General features: G+C 47.8%; 17 protein-coding genes. 12 read left to right on the plus strand and 5 right to left on the minus strand.

Annotation, left to right across the window (positions count from 1 at the left end; genetic code table 11):
• The first annotated feature begins 239 nt into the window (after nucleotides 1-239).
• From LACPH_RS04610 to LACPH_RS04635, 6 genes are all read left to right on the plus strand, one after another.
• Nucleotides 240-779, plus strand: coding sequence for a helix-turn-helix domain-containing protein (locus tag LACPH_RS04610; RefSeq protein WP_010489279.1), 540 nt, complete (start codon nucleotides 240-242; stop codon nucleotides 777-779).
• A gap of 13 nt (nucleotides 780-792) precedes the next feature.
• Nucleotides 793-1881: an ABC transporter ATP-binding protein gene (locus LACPH_RS04615; protein ID WP_274784626.1), complete on the plus strand. Its 1089-nt coding sequence runs from the start codon at nucleotides 793-795 to the stop codon at nucleotides 1879-1881.
• Nucleotides 1882-1978: 97 nt separating this feature from the next.
• Nucleotides 1979-2803: an ABC transporter permease gene (locus LACPH_RS04620; RefSeq protein WP_025013059.1), complete on the plus strand. Its 825-nt coding sequence runs from the start codon at nucleotides 1979-1981 to the stop codon at nucleotides 2801-2803.
• Entirely contained in the window at nucleotides 2793-3626 is an 834-nt protein-coding gene (locus tag LACPH_RS04625) for an ABC transporter permease (protein ID WP_010489273.1), read from the plus strand. The genes LACPH_RS04620 and LACPH_RS04625 overlap by 11 nt, the downstream gene beginning before the upstream one ends.
• Nucleotides 3610-4683, plus strand: a complete 1074-nt coding sequence (locus LACPH_RS04630) for an ABC transporter substrate-binding protein (RefSeq protein WP_087911864.1) — start codon at nucleotides 3610-3612, stop codon at nucleotides 4681-4683. The genes LACPH_RS04625 and LACPH_RS04630 overlap by 17 nt, the downstream gene beginning before the upstream one ends.
• Nucleotides 4684-4905: 222 nt before the next feature.
• Entirely contained in the window at nucleotides 4906-5097 is a 192-nt protein-coding gene (locus LACPH_RS04635; RefSeq protein WP_306387317.1) for a hypothetical protein, read from the plus strand.
• A gap of 161 nt (nucleotides 5098-5258) precedes the next feature.
• Here LACPH_RS04635 and LACPH_RS04640 read toward each other — a convergent pair whose 3' ends face one another.
• The 4 genes from LACPH_RS04640 to LACPH_RS04655 form a co-directional block, all read right to left on the minus strand.
• Nucleotides 5259-8072, minus strand: a complete 2814-nt coding sequence (locus tag LACPH_RS04640) for a cation-translocating P-type ATPase (RefSeq protein ID WP_274784627.1) — start codon at nucleotides 8070-8072, stop codon at nucleotides 5259-5261.
• Nucleotides 8073-8201: 129 nt separating this feature from the next.
• A complete protein-coding gene (locus tag LACPH_RS04645; protein WP_370531189.1) occupies nucleotides 8202-8852 on the minus strand; it encodes a TetR/AcrR family transcriptional regulator in 651 nt (216 codons plus the stop codon).
• 26 nt (nucleotides 8853-8878) lie between these two features.
• Nucleotides 8879-10021, minus strand: coding sequence for an ABC transporter permease (locus tag LACPH_RS04650; protein ID WP_274784629.1), 1143 nt, complete (start codon nucleotides 10019-10021; stop codon nucleotides 8879-8881).
• Entirely contained in the window at nucleotides 10011-10748 is a 738-nt protein-coding gene (locus LACPH_RS04655) for an ABC transporter ATP-binding protein (RefSeq protein ID WP_274784630.1), read from the minus strand. The genes LACPH_RS04650 and LACPH_RS04655 overlap by 11 nt, the downstream gene beginning before the upstream one ends.
• A gap of 196 nt (nucleotides 10749-10944) precedes the next feature.
• Between LACPH_RS04655 and cdaA the strand changes: the two genes are divergently transcribed.
• The 4 genes from cdaA (at nucleotide 10945) to glmS (ending at nucleotide 16401) form a co-directional block, all read left to right on the plus strand.
• On the plus strand, nucleotides 10945-11802 hold the full coding sequence (cdaA, locus tag LACPH_RS04660; protein WP_274784631.1) for a diadenylate cyclase CdaA: 858 nt from the start codon (nucleotides 10945-10947) through the stop codon (nucleotides 11800-11802).
• Nucleotides 11799-12902 (plus strand): CdaR family protein, encoded by a 1104-nt coding sequence (locus tag LACPH_RS04665; RefSeq protein ID WP_025013546.1) that lies wholly within the window; start codon nucleotides 11799-11801, stop codon nucleotides 12900-12902. The genes cdaA and LACPH_RS04665 overlap by 4 nt, the downstream gene beginning before the upstream one ends.
• A gap of 28 nt (nucleotides 12903-12930) precedes the next feature.
• The gene (gene glmM, locus LACPH_RS04670) at nucleotides 12931-14295 is read left to right on the plus strand and encodes a phosphoglucosamine mutase (RefSeq protein WP_274784633.1); all 1365 of its coding nucleotides are present in this window, start codon (nucleotides 12931-12933) and stop codon (nucleotides 14293-14295) included.
• Between the two features lie 294 nt (nucleotides 14296-14589).
• Nucleotides 14590-16401, plus strand: coding sequence for a glutamine--fructose-6-phosphate transaminase (isomerizing) (gene glmS, locus LACPH_RS04675; RefSeq protein WP_087911870.1), 1812 nt, complete (start codon nucleotides 14590-14592; stop codon nucleotides 16399-16401).
• Nucleotides 16402-16537: 136 nt separating this feature from the next.
• Here glmS and LACPH_RS04680 read toward each other — a convergent pair whose 3' ends face one another.
• Entirely contained in the window at nucleotides 16538-18343 is a 1806-nt protein-coding gene (locus tag LACPH_RS04680) for a M3 family oligoendopeptidase (protein ID WP_274784634.1), read from the minus strand.
• Between the two features lie 73 nt (nucleotides 18344-18416).
• On the opposite strand from LACPH_RS04680, the gene LACPH_RS04685 reads away from it, so the two are divergent.
• Together LACPH_RS04685 and LACPH_RS04690 are read left to right on the plus strand one after the other, a co-directional pair.
• Entirely contained in the window at nucleotides 18417-18908 is a 492-nt protein-coding gene (locus LACPH_RS04685) for a VanZ family protein (RefSeq protein WP_025013542.1), read from the plus strand.
• Nucleotides 18909-18978: 70 nt separating this feature from the next.
• Nucleotides 18979-19710 (plus strand): YebC/PmpR family DNA-binding transcriptional regulator, encoded by a 732-nt coding sequence (locus LACPH_RS04690; protein ID WP_049169945.1) that lies wholly within the window; start codon nucleotides 18979-18981, stop codon nucleotides 19708-19710.
• Nucleotides 19711-19817: the final 107 nt, after the last annotated feature.

Below are 19817 nucleotides of genomic sequence, written 5' to 3' on the forward strand. Positions count from 1 at the left end.
GGTTAAGAAACGAATGGCGACATCATGTTTTCTCAAAGGAAAATGTGATGCCGCCATTTTTTGTGCTGCTAACGATTTGTGGCGGTATTTATTAAATTTTCAGACACGTAGTCTTGCATGAAAAAATATTTCTGCCCATCTCAGTTATAAAAGCTTGCGTTGGTGCATGACATTTGTATAATAGGCAGAGTCAGTAAACTTGAAGTTTAGTTTAACGAAACCTAAAAAGGCGGTGTGCCATGGATATTGGCAGTAAAATTCGTGATCTGCGTATTCGAAAAAACCTGACGCAGGAAGAACTTGGCGAACGGACAGATTTATCGAAAGGGTATATTTCGCAGGTTGAACATGACCAGAGTTCACCGTCACTCGAGACCTTCTTTGATATTCTGAGCGTTCTAGGCGAGTCTCCGGCAGACTTTTTCCGGGAAGAGCCGGTTGATTCGCTGGTTTACCACGAAGAAGACCAGGTCACTTATCTGGATGAGGATAAAGGCTATCAACTGAAATGGCTGGTGCCGGAAAGTAATGAAAATGAGATGGAGCCGGTGATGATTGATTTTGCCCCAGATGGCATTTTCAAAACCTTTGAACCGTCCCCGGCCGAGACCTTTGTTTACGTTGTCAGCGGCAAAGTAAAACTGCTGCTAGGCGATCAGGCTTATGTTGCCAAAAAAGGCGAAACCATTTATTTTCATGCGACGAAGCAACATCAATTGGTGAATGCAGCAACGGGTCGCAGCAAGTGCCTGCTGGTTGCGACAGCATCTTATCTATAAGGAGTTGGGGTCATTGAGCAACATTATTGTGGAACTGAAGCATGTCGGCAAGCGTTATGGCGACACGCAAGTATTAAAAGATGTCAATATCGAAATCGAACAAGGAAAATTTTATACGTTGCTTGGTCCGTCTGGCTCCGGAAAAACAACAATTTTGCGTGCGATTGCGGGATTTTTGGATATTTCGGAAGGCGAAGTGCTTTTTGATGGCAAAAAAATAAACGATGTCCCGGCTAACCAACGCAAAGTGAATACCGTTTTTCAGGATTATGCATTGTTTCCGCACCTTAACGTTTTTGACAATGTTGCGTTCGGATTGCGGTTGCATCGCATGAGCAAAGAAACGATTCAGACTAAAGTGACGGATGCGCTTAAAATGGTTCGGCTGCAAGGTTATGCCGACCGGGAGATTTCCGAGCTGTCAGGCGGCCAGCAACAGCGCGTCGCCATTGCCCGGGCGATTGTCCTTGAGCCGCAAGTGTTGCTTTTGGACGAACCATTGTCAGCACTTGATGCCAAGCTGCGTAAGGATATGCAGTACGAACTGCGCGAATTGCAGGAACGGCTGGGGATCACCTTCTTATTTGTGACCCATGATCAAGAAGAAGCGCTGGCACTGTCGGATGAAATTTTTGTCATGAATGATGGCCAGGTCCAGCAGAGTGGCACACCGGTGGATATTTACGATGAACCGGTCAATCACTTTGTTGCCGACTTCATTGGTGAAAGCAATATCATCCCAGGCCATATGATTAAGGACTTCCTGGTTGAATTCAATGGCAAACAGTTTGAATGCGCCGACGCCGGCATGCGGCCAAATGAACCCGTTGAAGTTGTCCTGCGCCCGGAAGATTTGGACATTACGGCAGCCGACGCCGGCAAAGTGAATGTCGAAGTTGATACCCAACTGTTTCGCGGCGATTATTACGAAATTGTCGCGTACGATCAACTGAAAAACGAATGGTTGATTCACTCGACAAATCCGGCAAAAGACGGGGAAACAGTCGGATTAACCTTTGATCCTGAAGATATTCACGTCATGCGGTTGAACGAATCCGAAGAAGAATTCGACGCACGGCTGGAAACCTATGAAGGCGACTGATCCGTGGTAGGGGGATCGGTGTTCTGTCGGCGTTTGTAGTCTGGAAAAACCAACACTTGGCAGGCACCATTAGATTTTGAATCTGAGGAGGGTCATCGTGAAAAAATCCACCACGAATGTTGCATTTTACACGCCTTATGTGATGTGGCTCGCACTATTTGTCATCGCGCCGATGGTATTGATCGTTTATCAAAGCTTTTTTGATATCAGCGGCCATTTTACCTTGGCGAATTACCAAACTTATTTTAAATCCGGCACTTATATTATGATGACGATTAATTCGGTTTGGTATGCTTTTTTGATCACCTTTGCCACGTTACTGATCAGTTATCCGACTGCTTATCTGCTGCATTATGCCAAGCACAAGCAACTGTGGCTGTTACTGATCATTTTACCGACGTGGATCAACTTGTTGCTAAAAGCATATGCGTTCATCGGCATCTTCAGCCAGGACGGCGGGGTCAACAGTTTCTTAGGAATGTTTGGGATTGCGCCGCAACAATTTCTTTTTACTGACTTCAGCTTTATTTTTGTTGCTGCCTACATCGAAATTCCGTTCATGATTTTGCCGATTTTCAATGCGATTGAAGAACTACCGGAAAACTTGGTGAATGCCTCGCAGGATCTGGGGGCAAAAGGCTGGCAGACCTTTACTAAAGTGATTTGGCCGTTGACGATTTCAGGGGTCAAATCAGGGGTTCAGGCGGTTTTCATTCCCAGTTTAAGCCTGTTCATGTTAACCCGGTTAATTGGCGGGAATCGGGTCATCACCCTTGGGACCGCCATTGAAGAGCATTTTTTGACGACAATGAACTGGGGCATGGGCTCAACGATCGGCGTGGTCTTGATTGTTGCCATGTTTATCATCATGTTCCTGACCGGTGAACGAAAGAAGAAGGGGGTGCGCCGTCATGAAGCGTAAGTTTAAATGGTCCAACCTTTATCTGATTTTCGTGTTCATCTGTCTATATGTGCCGATTTTTTATCTCGTGATCTATTCGTTTTCGACTGGTGACCGGATGAGTAATTTCTCCGGTTTCACCTGGAAACATTACGCTGAGCTATTTGCGGATACGCGAATGATTCAGATTGTTCTGGATACGTTGCTGGTGGCGTTGCTGTCGAGCTTAATTGCGACAATTATCGGTGCATTAGGCGCGCTGGCCATTGATCGAACCAGCCGTCCCGTGATGAAAAATACGGTCCTGTCACTCAATAACATTTTGATGGTAAGCCCGGATGTTATTATCGGTGCCAGTTTCCTGATTTTTTACACGGCGTTAAAGGTTCCGCTGGGATTCTGGTCGGTGCTGATGAGTCACATTGCCTTTTCCATTCCGATTGTGGTGCTGATGATCCTGCCGCGTCTGCAGGAAATGAGTCACTCCTTGCTGGACGCCGCTCGTGACTTGGGTGCTTCCAACTATCAGGTGCTGACACGCGTGATCGTGCCGTACATCACGCCTGGTATTTTCTCGGGATTCTTTATGGCCTTTACGTACTCGCTGGATGATTTTGCCGTGACCTTCTTCGTCACCGGCAATGGTTTTGAAACGTTGGCTGTCGAGATTTACGCTCGCGCCCGCCAAGGTATCAGCTTGGAAATCAATGCGTTATCCGGGGTCATGTTCGTCTTTGCCTTACTGCTGGTTGTCGGTTACTACTTCCTCCAACGGGCGGGTCAAAGCCGGCGGGCCAAGCACAAGCGAGAAAGCGAGGCGTTGATCAATGAAACGACTCATTAGTATTGCGGTCGCCATCCTGGCCGTCTGCCTGGGATTAGCCGTTTGGAGTCAGGACCTGCAAAAATCCCAAGGCAATACCGGCGACAACACGCTGAATCTTTTCAACTGGGGCGATTATATCGATCCTGCATTAATCAGTAAATTTGAAAAGCAAACCGGCTATCACGTGAATCAGGAAACATTCGATTCCAATGAGGCCATGTTTACCAAAATCCAGCAAGGCGGCACCAGCTACGATTTGACCGTCCCATCGGATTATATGATTGAGAAAATGAAAAAGGCTAATCTGCTATTGCCGCTTGATAAAAGTAAATTGAACGGGATGCAGAATATGGATCCGCGCTTGATTAACAAAGAATTCGATCCGGGCAATAAGTACAGCATTCCCTATTTCTGGGGGACACTGGGGATCATCTATAATGACAAGTTCGTCAAAGCCAGTGAAGTTCAACACTGGAATCAATTATGGAATCCTAAGTTCAAAGATTCGATCATGCTCATCGACTCAGCGCGTGATGTTTTCGCGCCGGCTTTGATCTCAATGGGCCAGTCAGTTAACGAAACCAATCCGCAGACGCTGGCAGTGGCCAAAGCCAAACTCGATCAATTGTCGCCCAACGTCAAGGCAGTTGTCGCCGATGAAATCAAAATGTATATGGCTGAAAACGAAGCTAAAATCGCTGTCGACTGGTCAGGTGAAGCCAGTGAAATGCTGGCCAACAATAAACACCTGCACTATGTCGTTCCGCGAGAAGGCAGCAATCTTTGGTTCGACAACCTGGTCATTCCCAAAACCGCCAAACATTTCAAAGCCATTTACGCCTTTCTCAACTTCATGATGGAACCCAAAAACGCCGCTCAAAATGCCGAATATGTCGGCTATGCGACGCCAAACGCCGCAGCCAAAAAACTGCTGCCAAAAAGCGTCCAAAATGATCGGCAGTTTTATCCAGATGACGAGACCATGAAGCATTTGGAGATCTATTCAGACCTTCCGCCGGCGAAAGTTGGGCTGTACAATGACTTATTCTTAGAATTTAAGATGTACCGCCGGTGAGAACTCGTATTTAAAACTATCCGCATCAGACGGGAAAAAGTCCCTGACCGGTGCGGATTTTTTGTTTTGAATTTATGATGGTTTTTATAGTATCAAACAAGCCGCAACCATTAAGCCTCCAAAATGGTGTCAAGTCATCTTAACCAGACAGATTGAAAGAAAGCATACAGTAGTCCCAGGCAGCTCAATCAGGTATGATAGGTTGTATATGAGGTGACCCAAATGAGAAAACATAGTCGGCACAACGAAGGTTTGTGGCTCGATATCATTTGTTGTCTGAGTCTGTGGCTAGCAGTGGCTTGTCTGTTATTAGCAGCTTTGGCAATTAAAGTGAACCGACCTTATATCATCATCATGCTGGCCTTTGGGCTTTGCGCGGTTGGTGAGACGGTCACGGTTTTTAAAAAATGGTGAGTTGCACCAGGCTCGTTTTGCTGAATCGGTTAACGAAGTATAAGTTCACATGAAATTGGTTAAAGGTTTATAAACAACGGCCAATTAGAAAAGGTCCAAAAGGCGTACACATTACGTCTTCTGGACCTTTTTTAATTGATTTGTAGTACACGGGTATGTTGTTAACGAGTAACGCTTGACGCACGAGCGGTAGCTGTGACTTTTTCACGCGATAAACGCCGGCGATTAAGCCATTTGCGGCCTTCTTCGATTAGGAAGAGGGGAATTGGAATGATTGCCAGGAAAAGCCAGTCGGTCAGTGCTAGCGGTCCGGTGTGGAAGAGATTCTGTAAGAATGGCGTGTAGCTAAGCAATGCTAACAAAAAGATTTCAAAGCCAATACCGAACCAGACCAAATGATTAGTGAACAAACCGACTTTGAAGACCGAAGCATTTTCGGTGCGGCAGTTCATGGCGGCGGCAATCTGGCAGAAGATGATCGCGGCAAGGGTCATGGTCGTGGCCATGACGTAGGTTGAGCCGCTGGTTGCCAGGCCGCGTAACGGCCAGCCGTTTAGATGGTTGACGAAGAAGTAAGCGCCGCTGGAAATGATGGATGCGATTAAGCCATACCAGGCAAACGCCTTCCATAAAACAGTGCGGTTCATAAGGTGAGCATCACGTGCGCGTGGCGGTTTATCCATAATGCCAGGCTCGGCTTTTTCGGATCCTAATCCCAGTGCCGGCATCATGTCTGTTCCGAGGTCGACTGTCAGGATTTGCATGACAGTCAACGGTAACGGGATGGCACCGCGCGAGAAGAGGAAGAGGGCAGATGGTACCGCTTCTGGCAGGTTGGAGTTCAAAATGTAAACCAAGAACTTTTGAATGTTGCTGTAAACGGTGCGGCCTTCTTCGATGGCGGCAACAATAGAGGCAAAGTTGTCGTCGGTAAGAATCATGTCGGCCGCGTCTTTGGCAACGTCGGTTCCAGTGACGCCCATGGCAACGCCAATATCCGCTTTCTTCAAAGCGGGCGCATCATTTACGCCATCACCGGTGGATGCGACGATTTCGCCCATCGTTTGCAGAGTGGAAACGATCTTATATTTTTGTTCAGGCGCCACTCGGGCAAAAATAATTTCGCCTGCCAGTGCCTGCTTGAGCTCGTCTTGGCTCATGGCATCGAGTTCACTGCCGGTGACGACACGCGCTTTGTCGGACGTCAAACCGATTTTAACGGCAATAGACTTCGCAGTTAACGAGGAGTCACCGGTCACCATGATGATTTTGATGCTGGCCCGATGGCATTTCTCGATGGCATCGTAAATTTCCGGACGCGGTGGATCGGACATGATGGCCAAACCGACAAAGGTAAGCTTGGTTTCGGCCGTCTCAATCGTGAGGTTGTCGAGCTGACTTTGTTTATCGGCTTCTTGAGGAATTTCACGATAAGCAGTCGCAATTGAGCGAAGGCCTAGAGAAGCATACTTGCGGTTGGCAGCATCGATCGCTTCCTTGTCTGCTGCGGTTAAAGGCCGGACTTTGCCGTTTTCCTGAATGGTATCGCAGTGCGGCAGTAAATCGCTGAGAGAGCCTTTGGTACAGATGGACAGCGTGTGATCATCGTGCTGGTGAATGGTGGTCATCCGTTTACGATCGGAGTCGAAGGGGAGCTCTTTAAGCCGCGGGTATTTTTTGGTATAAGCATTCACGTCGATACCGGACTTTTGCGCCAGGATTACAAGTGAAGCTTCCGTTGGCGTCCCCAGAATCTTCGGACGCGCTTGGCCTTTTGACGGTTCGACTTCGGTGTCGTTGTTGAATGCAACCAGACGAATGAGCAGATCCAAGTCAGGATCGCTGCCGTATTGAACCGGTTTGCCGTCTAACTCAATATGGCCATTATTGACATAGCCTTGGCCACTCACGGTATAAGTATGTGACCGGGTCCAAATATGATCGACTGTCATCTGGTTCTGGGTCAGCGTACCGGTTTTATCCGAGCAGATCACCGTTGTTTCACCCAACGTTTCAACACTGTTCAAATCTTTGAGTAAGGCGTGTTTCTTGGCCATGCGCTGCACGCCTTGGGCTAGCGAAAGCGTCACCGTTGGCAGTAGGCCTTCGGGGATGAACGCGACAATCATGCCTAACGCGAAAATAAAGCTTTGAGCGACCGGATAATGAACGAAGAAGATGGCAGCCACAAAGAAAAGAACGCCTAAGCTGATGGCAATGAGCGAAATCTGTTTTGTGAGACGATTAAGCTCTAACTGCAGCGGGCTTAGGCTGCGTTTTTGTTGTTGAGTCAACGCGGCGATTCGCCCGAACTCGGTTTTCATGCCAGTCGCAAAAGCAATGGCAGTTGCGGTCCCGGCGCCAACCGTGGTGCCGGCATAGACAAGATTGGATTCAGCGAATTCGCCTTGGCCAGCATTATAGTCAACCTTTTTGGATTCGGGGACGGATTCACCGGTGAGGGCACTTTGATCGACTTGGACAGAAGTGGCCTTAATCAGGCGGGCATCAACCGGTACGGCATTGCCGGCTTGCAGATTGAAGACGTCGCCTGGCACGATTTGGGTAGCGTTGACTTGTTGCAGTTTGCCATCCCGGTAGACTTGCGTATAAGTCGGCAACATTTTCATGAGTGAGTCCGTTGCCTTTTGGGCTTCATGTTCCTGCCAGTAACTGAAAATACCATTAATAACATTGACCAGCCAGATGGCAATACCTAGCTCAAGGGTGCCGGATAGGATTGCAACAAACCCGCTCACCCAGAGTAGAATCGCCATGACACTGGTAAAGTTCTTAAGAAAGACTAGTAACTGGGATTTTTGCTTTTCGCGGGTAATCGTGTTTTCACCATATTTGGCAAGACGCGCAGCCGCTTCTTTTTGACTTAATCCAGTTGACGTTGTGTGCAAGTCGTTCAGTAAATCCGCAACCGATTCAGTTGCAAACTTGCGCCGCGTCTCCTTTTCACTTTTCATGACTCAAGCACGGCTCCTTTTTTAAAACGTTTAAATACATTCTAACGTTCTGTGGGTTGTAAAACACCCAAAACTATTGAATTTGGGTGATTAAAATTTAACGATTTATAGCTGGTATATCTGGTTTTATCAGGCATGTAACCCGCGTTCCAGAAATGCGACGGCCTCGGAAACCGCAGTCTCAAGGTCAAAATCAGATTGCATCCCCAGGACAACTGGCAGCAGGTAACTTAAAATGGTACCGAAAAGATAGCGAAGGATGCGAGTCAGCGGCCAGTTAACAAGTGCACCTTCCTGCTGATAGAAGGCGAGCAGTTGGACGGCCTTGTCTATGAATTGCTTTTGAAACTTTTCCGCCAGTGCCTGGCTTAGCGCCGCATCTTGCAAAAGAGTGGCGGCCAGTATCCGAAGTTGCGCCTGATTCTCAATGGCAAAGGCCATGCGATTATGCACGATGAAGGTTAGAAACGTATGCAGATCAGGTAGGTGTTGCTCGCCGATTTCATGAATGAACTCAGTGAATGCGCTTGGGATAACTTGTTGAATCATGGGCGCGAGTAACGCTTGGCGGATGCCTTCTTTGGTTTTGAACTGCTTATAAACGGTTCCTTCGCTAACGCCAGCAAGATGGGCGATATCTTTTGTGCTGGTACGATCGAATCCTTTTTCCGAAAAAAGGCTCAGACTCGCTTTCAAAACCGCTTGTTGCTTGGCTGACAGCTGGCTTTCAGCAAGCGATGAGGAGAATAAATCCGTCAGATTATGCGGCTGCACGATCATTCACTTCCTTCTTTAGTCAGATTTGTTTAAACCTGTCGATAATGCCGCATGGTGACAAGATTCAGGCTTAAAAATAGTAAGAAGAAGCCTAGGAGGGCAATGACGTCCGGATACAACACACTTAATGACTGGCCTTTTGCAATAATGCCGGTTAACGCATCGGCACCGTAATAAAGCGGCATTAAGCGGGCAACTGGTTGCAACCAGCCAAGCATTTGATTCACAGGAATCAGCCCGGTAAAGAAAATTTGCGGGACGACAACCAATGGGATGAACTGTAACATTTGAAATTCCGTATTGGCAAACGTTGAAATCAGTAAACCAAGCGAAAGCGCCGTGATTGCCAGTAATAAGTTGATTAGAAAAATTGCGGCAATGCTTCCGAGAATTTGGATTTTAAAGACGAACAAGGCATAGCCGACAATCAAGATTGTTTGAATCACCGCAAAAATGCCATAGCCCAATAAATAGCCACTAATAATTTCTCCTCGCCGCACAGGAGTTGCCAGCAATCGGTCAAGCGTTCCGGTTGTGCGTTCACGTAATAGCGCGATGCCGGAAATCAAGAAAACAAAGAAGAAAACGATGAAGCCAATCAGAATCGGCAGTAAGGTGTCAAAGTAAGTCGAATTAGCCGATCCGTAACGATAATGAGTTGCGATTCGGTAGTGAGTAGCAGTTGACGCCGGTTGGGACCCTGCTACCTGTGCAGTTCCACGCGTGGAATGTTGTAACGCTGATGCCATTTTTTGTAAAGCGGTTGCTTGATTTTTAATCGTAGTAGCAGCTGCCTGCATTTTAAGCTTGATGGTTGCCGCCTGTAAGCCCTGTTTCAAGAGGGCACTTTTCCCTTGATCGGCATTGGCGAGTAATAGTGTCAGTTTGTCGCCTTTCTGAGTCAGGATGCCAGCATAATCGTGATCTTTGATAAGCATGGTCGGATCTTCATTGCCGACATGGTGGAGCCGGATTCGATCCGTATCCAAGGCCTGAACCACAGATGTATCTACACCGTGTATCCCTAAGTCGGCTTTTGTATTTGTGTTGGATTGGAAAAGGAAAAAGATTAACGTCATGATAAACAACGGCGCAATGAACATCAGTGCCAGTGTCCGTTTATCGCGAATCATTTCTTTGAAAATACGACTGATCAATGCATTAACGCGCATCTTGCTGCCTCCCTGCGGCCAAAAAGACCGCTTCGATCGAATCTGTGTGATAGGTTGCTTTGAGTTGGTCAGGGGTGCCTTGGGCGATGGCTTTTCCGTTGCGGATCATCATGAGCAGATCGGCTTCTTCAGCATCGGCCATGACATGGGTCGTTAAAATAATCGTGACGCCTTGATCGCTAGCTAATCTGTGTAATTCCTGCCAGATTTTGCGCCGTAATTCAGGATCAATGCCAATGGTCGGTTCGTCCAGAATCAGAAGCGGCGGTTTGCTAATTAACGCGATGGCAAGCGATAAACGCCGCTTCATGCCGCCAGAATAAGTTTTGACGCTTTGATCAAGCGCTGATTGCAAGTTAACGACATGCGCAGCGTAGCGCAATTGTTCAGCCATTTGGGGCCGTTTGACGCCTTGCATTTTGGCAAAAAAAGTGAGATTTTCTGCGCCGGTCAGGCTTTCGTAAAGGGCGTCAGTCTGAGCCATGAATCCGATCCGCGCTAGCAGCAAGCGATTGGGGACAGGCCGGTTAAAAACCAGTACCTGACCGGATCGGGGACGTATCATACCCATAATAGTTCGGATCAAGGTCGTTTTGCCGGCACCACTGGGACCGATTAAAGCCAGGATCTGACCAGAGTTTAAGGTGAGATTAATGTCACTAAGGACGATTTTTTGGCCGTAACCCTGCTGAAGGGCGGTCACTTGGACAACGGGTTCTCTTGACATATTTTAGCCACTTTCTTTTGGAATATAGTGAGTGCTCACTCACTTGCTATTATCATGACTTTTACCAAAAAAGCAAGCTTATTTTTTCGCGGTCAAGGCCGCAGCACCGCTTCATTCGGTTCAGCGCCCGCCGTTTAGGCATCTCGTGGTATAATTATTCAGAAGTTTGATTTCAAACCACAATGGAGGAACGCGGATGCGCACCTATCTCGCAAATTTATTAACTTGGTCCACTCTTATCAATCTGGTTGACATCCTCGTCGTCTGGTACGTCATTTATCGGTTGATCATGCTGGTTCGCGGCACCAAAGCCGTGCAGCTGCTTAAAGGTGTTTTTGTCATTGCGGCCATCAAGATCATTTCCTGGTTTTTGCAACTCAAAACGGTTGGCTACCTGACAGATTTGGTCATCACCTGGAGTGTGCCGGCGCTGGTCATTATTTTTCAACCGGAAATCCGCCGCGGTCTAGAGCATCTTGGACGTGGATCGTTGATTTTCCGCTCAAACAATAACCAACATGAAGCCGAAACGCGCATGGTCAAGGAGCTGGACAAGGCGATCCAGTATATGAGCAAACGCCGCATCGGTGCTCTGATTACCATTCAAAAAAATACCGGCCTTGAAGATTATATCGAGACTGGCATTCCACTTGATGCGGATATCAGTGGCGAGTTGTTAATCAACATTTTTATTCCTAACACGCCGTTGCATGACGGGGCAGTTATCATTCGCAACAATCGGATTGCGGTAGCCGCGGCTTATTTGCCGTTGTCAGACAGTAACCTGATTCCCAAGGAACTGGGTACCCGCCATCGTGCCGCTGTCGGGATCAGTGAAGTGACCGATGCCTTGACGATTGTTGTGTCTGAGGAAACCGGCGAAGTCACGATTACGAACAACAACAATTTGATACGCAACCTAACGCGCGAGGATTACATGAAGTTCTTGACAGCGCAGTTGGTACCAAAAGAAGAGGCGCCCAATCCAAATCCGGTTGTCAGTTTCTTTTCGCGACTTTTTAATCAACGCAAAAAGAAGGAGGGCAAGCAATGAATCGCTTATGGGATAAGCCATGGGTTAATCGGTTGTTAGCCTTGCTTCTCGCGATCGGGTTGTTCGCTTATGTCAACGTTGAGAGTATCAACAACACGCGGCAGAATGCCAACGATGATACAACCCTGGTAGCGAACAAAACCCAGACCGTGAAAGTACCGTTGCAGGTTAACGCCAACACTGACAAGTATTTCATCACCGGTTACCCGTCAAAAGTGTCGGTTGCACTGACAGGCACGGCCTCGTTAGTTACCATGACTGCCAATACCCAGAATTTTCGGGTGGTTGCTGATTTAACCAATTTAGGGGTTGGCAAGCATCGGGTCCATTTGAAGGCGGAGGGTCTGAACAAAGATTTAAGCTACTCGATTTCGCCTAAATCAGTGACTGTCGACATCCAGGTGCGGGACAATAAGACCATGCCGATTCAGGTTCGCTATAATAAGGCCAGCATCGCTTCCGGTTATGCAGCAGGTGATCCTAAGCTTTCGGCGCGAACCGTTGAAGTGACGGGTGCACGCTCCGTGATCGACTCGATTGCCCAGGTCGTTGCCAATGTTTCGTTGGCGCACAATACCCGCAAGACCGTTGACCAGGAAGTGCTATTGCAAGCGTTGGATGATAATGGCAATACTATGAATGTGGTGCTGTCACCGCAAACCGTGCATGTCACGTTACCGATTTCCCAACCCAGTAAAAAAGTAAATATTGAGTTGAAGCAAACCGGCAATGCGGCAAGCGGGCATACGTACGCCTTGTCGTCAGACACAAAACAGGTTACCGTATATGGAGACCAGCAAAGTCTGGATAAGTTGAGTAAATTGACCGTTCCTGTTGATATCAGTGGCATCACTTCGACAACAACGCGGACGTTCAACGTAACAGATCTCAACGACAGTATTTCTGCGGCCGACCCGAAAACCATTAAGGTGACGGTGAGTGTTGGCAACACAGGGACTGGTAATGGTGGTGGTAATGACGATGATGATGTGGGCACTAACGCTAACGCTGGCACGTCAACCGCTTCATCGAATTCATCCAGTGCCAGTAGTTCTCAATCAAGTTCATCAAGCGAAAGCACATCAGCAAGTGAAAAATAACCACTGGAAGAAATGAGGAAAAATTAAGATGACAAAGTATTTTGGTACCGATGGTGTTCGTGGCATTGCTAATAAGGAATTGAGCCCAGAAATGGCGTTTCGACTCGGTCGCACAGGCGGCTATGTGCTGACTCAGCACAAAGAAGATGCCAGTCATCGGCCACTGGTTCTGGTTGCGCGCGATACCCGGATTTCCGGTCAGATGTTAGCAGATGCTTTGATTGCCGGATTACTGTCGGTTGGCATTGAAGTGCTGGATCTTGGCGTTATCACGACGCCCGCAGTTGCTTACCTAATTAAAATCCAAGGAGCCGATGCCGGGATTCAGATTTCGGCTTCACATAATCCGGTTGCCGACAATGGTATCAAGTTCTTTGGCGCAGACGGTTACAAGCTTTCTGACGAAACGGAAGAAGAAATTGAAGCTTTGTTAGATGCACCGGAAGATAACCTGCCGCGTCCGGCTGCAGAGGGACTGGGAACCGTTGACGATTATCCTGAAGGTGCGCTCAAGTATACGCAATTTTTGGAGCAGACACTCTCGGATGACTTAAGTGGCATTCATGTTTGTTTAGACGGTGCTAATGGTGCTACCAGTGGTTTGGTTAGCCGGATTTTTGCCGATCTTGACACGGACTTCGATACGATGGCAACCAGCCCGGACGGCTTAAATATCAACGCTGACGTAGGTTCAACGCATCCGCAAGCGTTGGCCAAGTTTGTCGTTGAAAAAGGTGCCGATGTCGGCCTGGCCTTTGACGGCGACGGTGATCGCTGCATTGCCGTTGATGAAGAAGGCAACATTGTCGATGGCGATAAGATCATGTTCATTCTAGGCAGCTATATGAAGTCACAAGGCCGCCTGAAACAAGATACGGTTGTGACCACAGTGATGAGCAACCTCGGCTTGTATAAGGCGCTTGAAGCCAATGGCATGAAGTCTGTTCAGACCGCGGTTGGTGACCGCCATGTCGTGGAAGCTATGCGTAAAGACGGTTACAACATCGGTGGCGAACAATCCGGCCACATCATTTTGTTTGATTATCACAACACCGGCGATGGCATGTTGACCGGCATCCACTTGCTAAACGTCATGAAGAAGACAGGCAAGAAACTATCCGAGCTAGCAGCCCCGGTTCAGGATTACCCACAGAAACTGGTTAACGTCAAAGTTGCCGACAAGGATAATTGGCAAGCCTATCCGGAAATTCAAGAAGCTATCGATACCGTTGAAAAAGAAATGGCTGGCGATGGCCGCGTGCTCGTGCGTCCTTCCGGTACGGAACCACTGCTGCGGGTGATGGCAGAAGCCAAAACCGAAGACTTGGTATCGCGTTATGTCGATCAGATTGTCGCAGTTGTTAAGCAAGAAATGGGCAGTCCAAAAGATTAAGATTCATATAAACTACATGAGGGTTTAACCAAAAAAGCTACTGAGGAAAAATCTCGGTGGCTTTTTTGTTGCGGTGTTTATGGTAAATCTAAAGCGATCAAACCTTGAATTTTCAAGGTTGATCACGTTTTCGGAGGAATGGATATAGACCAATAATCTTACGAAAAGTATACCATTGAAAATTTAGTATTGACATACTACCGCTTAAAACATATAGTTAGCTTTGCTTTTAGCGATACCAATAAAAAAATCTGTCTAAACCAATTTGTAGACATTAGGAAAAGGATGTTGACTATGTGTGGAATCGTTGGTGTTATCGGTAAGAAAAATGCAACCCAAATCTTGCTTAAAGGGCTCGAGAAGCTGGAATATCGGGGGTATGATTCAGCTGGCATTTATGTAAACGATCAAGCCGGTCATGACCATCTGATCAAGCGGGTTGGCCATATTTCTAATTTGGAAAAAGCAGTGACACCGGATGTTCAGGGCGTCATGGGGATTGGTCATACACGCTGGGCAACAAACGGTGGGCCGACCGAAGCCAATGCACATCCGCAGGTTTCTAATGACGAACGCTTCTATCTGGTGCATAACGGGGTTGTGACCAACGCCAATGACCTGAAGCAGCAATACCTTCAAGACATCGAACTGCATAGTGACACCGATACTGAAGTTGTGGTACAGCTGATTGCCTTGTTTGCCCGTCAAGGCCTGTCTGCCAAAGAGGCGTTGCGCAAGACATTGAAGTTAATTCAAGGCTCATACGCTTTTTCCATGGTTGATCGCCTGGATCCAACCGTGCTGTATGTGGCTAAGAACAAGAGCCCGCTTTTGATCGGTCGGGGCAAGGGCTTCAACGTTGTGGCTTCCGATGCGTTGGCTATGCTGAGCGAAACCGACCAATTTGTTGAACTCAAGGATCAGGAAATTGTGACGCTGACGGCTGATGCCATTCACATCGAAACACTTGATGGCAAAGTCGAAGAACGTAAGCCATTTACGGTTAAAGTTGATGACGGTGAGGTTTCCAAAGGCACGTACCCATTCTTCATGCTCAAGGAAATTGACGAGCAGCCAATTGTAATGCGCCGTTTGGTTGAAAAATATACCGATGATCAACATCATGTGGTGATTCCAGAAGACCTGATGAAGGCTTTACAGCAAGCCGATCGTCTATATATTGTTGCAGCCGGCACCAGTTATCATGCCGGGTTAGTCGGTGCCCCGTTGTTTGAACAGCTGGCAGGCATCCCGGCTGAAGTACACGTTGCTTCGGAGTTTGCTTATCATCAGCCGTTATTGTCCAAGCATCCGCTGTTTATTTTCCTAACCCAAAGCGGCGAGACAGCTGATATTCGTCAGGTGTTGGTTGAAGTTAAGAAGCAAGGTTATCAGACACTCACCATTACCAATGTCGGTAGTTCAACCCTTGCCCGTGAAGCAACATTCACCTTGTTGCTGCATGGTGGTCCGGAAATTGCGGTGGCTTCGACCAAAGCCTACACCGCCCAAATTGCCGTTGAAGCATTGGTTGCCAAGGCCGTTGGGGAAGCTAAGGGTCTGCAAGCAGCTAAGGACTTTGACGTCATTCACCAACTGGGTTTGGCAGCAACGGGTCAGCAAGCCTTGATTGATCAAAAAGATCGCATCCACGAACTGGCGACGGATATGTTCAAAACCACACGCAACGCCTTTTATATCGGACGCGGCGGCGACTATTACGCCAGCCTGGAAGCGGCGTTGAAGCTCAAGGAAATCAGCTACGTGCAGGCAGAAGGTTTTGCTGCTGGCGAGTTGAAACACGGCACCATTGCCTTGATCGAAAAGGATACGCCGGTTGTCGCCATCATTTCCGACCCGGTCACAGCTGCCCGCACACGCAGTAATGCCGATGAAGTTCAGGCCCGTGGTGCTAAAGTCTTGCACATTGCGATGGCTAGTCAGGCACAAAAGGGGGACCAGATTATTGTGGACGACATCGATCCGCTACTGGCACCACTTGTTACCATCATTCCGGCGCAATTGCTGGCATACTTCACAAGTGCCGATCGCGGCTATGACGTTGATCGCCCACGCAACTTGGCAAAGTCCGTTACGGTCGAATAAGACGCGTATTGATGGAAAAGTAAATGTTAATCTTAAAACGGTGATATTGCCCACTAAAAAGCCTGTTTGCTAGCATTTTAGCAAACAGGCTTTTTGTCTCATCAGAATCTTTACGTTAAGAAGAAATGGGCAGCAATTATTTTAAGTAATCCTCGCTCAACTGCATAAACTGTTGTGCATCTTTAGCAGCTAGGTCAATGCCTTGTTGCCAAAATGCCGGTTGCGTCAGATTAACCCCGAGATGTTTTTTGGCCAGTTCCTCTGTTGACATGTTGGCCGTGTCCCGCAGCAGTGCGATGTAATCATCTTCAAAGTTTGAGGTTTGTTGTGCCTTGGCGTAAATGCCGCTAGAGAACAGGTAGCCAAACGTATACGGGAAGTTGTAGAACGGCGGATTGTCAAAATAGAAGTGTAGTTTGTTCGCCCAGTACATTGGGTCAAATGAACTCAGACCGCCAGCATAGGCTTTTTGCTGGGCCTCGGTCATCAGTTCCTTTAGGCGCGGCACGCTGACAATGCCTTGTTCCCGCTCTTGATAGAAGCTGTCTTCAAACAGGAAGCGGGCGTGGATGTTCAGCAGCATGGCTATTGGATTGGTCATTTTGGCATCAAGCAGGTTAAGCTTTTCTGCGGGATCGGTGGCGGCTTTGACAGTCGCATCGGCCACGATTAATTCAGCAAACGTCGAAGCAGTTTCGGCAACGTTCATGGCATAATCTTGACGCAGAACCGGCATGTCTTTCAAAATATCACTGTGGAAGGCGTGGCCTAGTTCGTGGGCGATGGTTGAAACGCCAGATGCCGAGCCGTCAAAAGTCATGAAAATTCGGCTTTCTTTAACATCCGGCACACTGGTCATATAGCCACCGGCGCGTTTGCCTGGCCGATCTTCGGCTTCAATCCAGCCGTTTTCGAAGGCGTGTTTGGCGAAAGCGGCCATTTTTGGTGAGAACTTGGCAAAATTGCTGACAATGAATTCGGCTGCTTCGTCAAAGGTGTATGTTTTTGGCTTAAAATCGCCAACGATAACCGGCGCCCACTGATCATACCAAGTCATGGTTGGCTGGCCGGTTAGTTGGGCCTTGCGGGTGAGGTAGGCGGCAAATGGTGCCTTATTCGCGCTGATGGTGTGCCACATTTGATCTAATGTGGCCCGTTGCATGCGGTTATATTGAAGCGGTTTGTAAAGATAATCCGGATAATGATGCAAGCGGTAATCAGTTAACCGGAATCCGGCAATGTGATTGAGCGTTTCGGCAAACAAACTGGCATGATCATCCCAGACGTGTTCCCAAACGTTGAAAACGTCCTGACGCACTTTAGGATCAGGCGCACCCTCAAACTTGTTTTGCGTCTGTCCGGCACTTAGCTCAGTTGTTTTCCCGTCTTGGACAACCGGGAATTTCAGACTGCCGCTTAAAGTGGTGTAATGGTCACTCCAGCCGGTGTATCCATCAACTGCCAGGTCATTGATCATGGTTTCGGTTTGGTCATCAAGCAAGTCCTTGGCTTGGTCACGCATTTCAGCGAGCCCGAAGCGACTTTCCGCTAAAGTACCGGTTGCCGTCAGTTGATCGAACGCGGCTTGTGGCATGGCAGCTAGTTTTTTAGCCAGCGGATTATTGATGTTTTGAAAACGCGTCTCAAGCGTGGTGAGCCGACCTTGTAATGGGCCGGTTTTTAAATTGGCCGTATCGGCGCTGGCAATCATTTCAACAAAGCTGCCAGTGGTGCCTAGGCCTTTGCTAATATCTTCAAACAGTTGCCAAAAAGTTTTGAAATCGGTAAACTCAGGAGCGTCATCGCTAGGCGACCAAGCAGCAACTTGGGTTTCTAGTTGCGGCAGTTCGTCGGCTACCTGTTGGATTCGGGCGGCAAGTTGTGGTGAGTCGATGCCACCGGGGAAGATTGAATCGAGATTCCAGTTAATCGGGTAAGACATATCAGCACTTCCTTTCGAAATACGTTCATTATACAGTAGATGAGAAAATTATGAGTGAAAGTGGGTCAAATTTGTGCATTCTTTTAAACGTCATTGGGGACTTTGGTTGACGGCTATTCTTTTATTTATTTTATTTGTGAGTTCTAGCATGACGTACAAAGAACAGACAACCGTGCCGCTCATGGAACGGCTGTTGCAAAGTGAACCGTTTAAACCATTTTTGAGCACGATTCATTTTGATTATGCCGGTGAAACGCAATCGGTAGCAAAGGTAGGCTACTTTAAATTTGTCGAGTTCTTTATTCGCAAAGGCGCGCACGTCACGATCTTTTTCCTTTTGGGGCTAGGTTTAACCCAAGGAACATTTATGTATCAAAAGAATCGGTGGCTTCACTGGCCACTGGTAACGTTGAGCTGTACCGGGATTGCCGCGTTTGATGAATTCCACCAGATGTTGACAGGCGGCCGGACGCCGTTATTTCAGGATGTGATGCTGGATACGGCAGCAGCAGCCATTGCCGTGACCGTGATGTGGGGATGGCTGTGGTGGCGGAAGCGACGTTGAATAACGGTTCATTCTTTGCTATAATTTTAACGATCCGTATGCATCTATACTTATGAAAAGAGGGTTTATCATGTCAGGACATTCCAAATGGCATAACATCCAAGGCCGTAAGAACGCTCAGGATGCTAAGCGTGGTAAGATTTTCCAGAAATTATCACGTGAATTATACATGGCAGCAAAGCAAGGTGGTCCTGACCCCAGTGGTAACCCATCCCTCCGTTTGGTCATGGACAAAGCCAAAGCTGCCAACATGCCTAAAGACAACATCAAACGGGCGTTAGATAAAGCGAGCGATCGCGATGCAGCTAATTATGATGAAGTGACTTATGAAGGCTATGGCCCGGGTGGCGTTGCGATTCTGGTCGAAGCTTTAACCGATAACCGTAATCGGACTTCCAGTTCCGTGCGGGTTGCAATTACCCGTCACGGCGGCAATATGGCGGCAGCAGGTGCGGTTTCCTATATGTTCGATCGCAAGGGCTATCTGGTTATTTCCCGCGAAGATTTTGACGTTGACGAAGACCAGATGCTGGAAGATGCGCTTGAAGCCGGTGCCGAAGATATGCAGACGTCGGATGAAGCCTTTGAAATTTATACCGACCCTAAAGAATTCGCGCAGGTTCGTGATGCGTTAGAAGAAAAGGGTTATAAATTCGTGCAAAATGAATTAACCATGGTGCCGCAAAACCTGACACCGATTCCCAAGGACAAAGTTGAACAGTTCCAGGCGATGATTGACCAACTGGAAGACGATGACGATGTTCAGGAAGTCTACACAGCCGGCGACTGGCCAGACGACTAAATGATTTATTAGAACATGTTTGAAAAGGCAATGCAGATGCGTTGTCTTTTTTATTTTGCTCAAAAATCGGCAGTAAAAGGAGTTTCCCTGTGAATTGCGAACTCTTT

This window comes from Lacticaseibacillus parahuelsenbergensis (assembly GCF_030770265.1).
GTDB lineage: Bacteria > Bacillota > Bacilli > Lactobacillales > Lactobacillaceae > Lacticaseibacillus > Lacticaseibacillus casei.

Coding starts and splice junctions, on each gene's coding strand:
- LACPH_RS04610 (WP_010489279.1), top strand. CDS start 240: ATGGATATTGGCAGTAAAATTCGTGATCTGCGTATTCGAAAAAACCTG.
- LACPH_RS04625 (WP_010489273.1), top strand. CDS start 2,793: ATGAAGCGTAAGTTTAAATGGTCCAACCTTTATCTGATTTTCGTGTTC.
- LACPH_RS04630 (WP_087911864.1), top strand. CDS start 3,610: ATGAAACGACTCATTAGTATTGCGGTCGCCATCCTGGCCGTCTGCCTG.
- LACPH_RS04635 (WP_306387317.1), top strand. CDS start 4,906: ATGAGAAAACATAGTCGGCACAACGAAGGTTTGTGGCTCGATATCATT.
- LACPH_RS04640 (WP_274784627.1), bottom strand. CDS start 8,072: ATGAAAAGTGAAAAGGAGACGCGGCGCAAGTTTGCAACTGAATCGGTT.
- LACPH_RS04645 (WP_370531189.1), bottom strand. CDS start 8,852: ATGATCGTGCAGCCGCATAATCTGACGGATTTATTCTCCTCATCGCTT.
- LACPH_RS04650 (WP_274784629.1), bottom strand. CDS start 10,021: ATGCGCGTTAATGCATTGATCAGTCGTATTTTCAAAGAAATGATTCGC.
- LACPH_RS04655 (WP_274784630.1), bottom strand. CDS start 10,748: ATGTCAAGAGAACCCGTTGTCCAAGTGACCGCCCTTCAGCAGGGTTAC.
- cdaA (WP_274784631.1), top strand. CDS start 10,945: ATGCGCACCTATCTCGCAAATTTATTAACTTGGTCCACTCTTATCAAT.
- LACPH_RS04665 (WP_025013546.1), top strand. CDS start 11,799: ATGAATCGCTTATGGGATAAGCCATGGGTTAATCGGTTGTTAGCCTTG.
- glmM (WP_274784633.1), top strand. CDS start 12,931: ATGACAAAGTATTTTGGTACCGATGGTGTTCGTGGCATTGCTAATAAG.
- glmS (WP_087911870.1), top strand. CDS start 14,590: ATGTGTGGAATCGTTGGTGTTATCGGTAAGAAAAATGCAACCCAAATC.
- LACPH_RS04680 (WP_274784634.1), bottom strand. CDS start 18,343: ATGTCTTACCCGATTAACTGGAATCTCGATTCAATCTTCCCCGGTGGC.
- LACPH_RS04690 (WP_049169945.1), top strand. CDS start 18,979: ATGTCAGGACATTCCAAATGGCATAACATCCAAGGCCGTAAGAACGCT.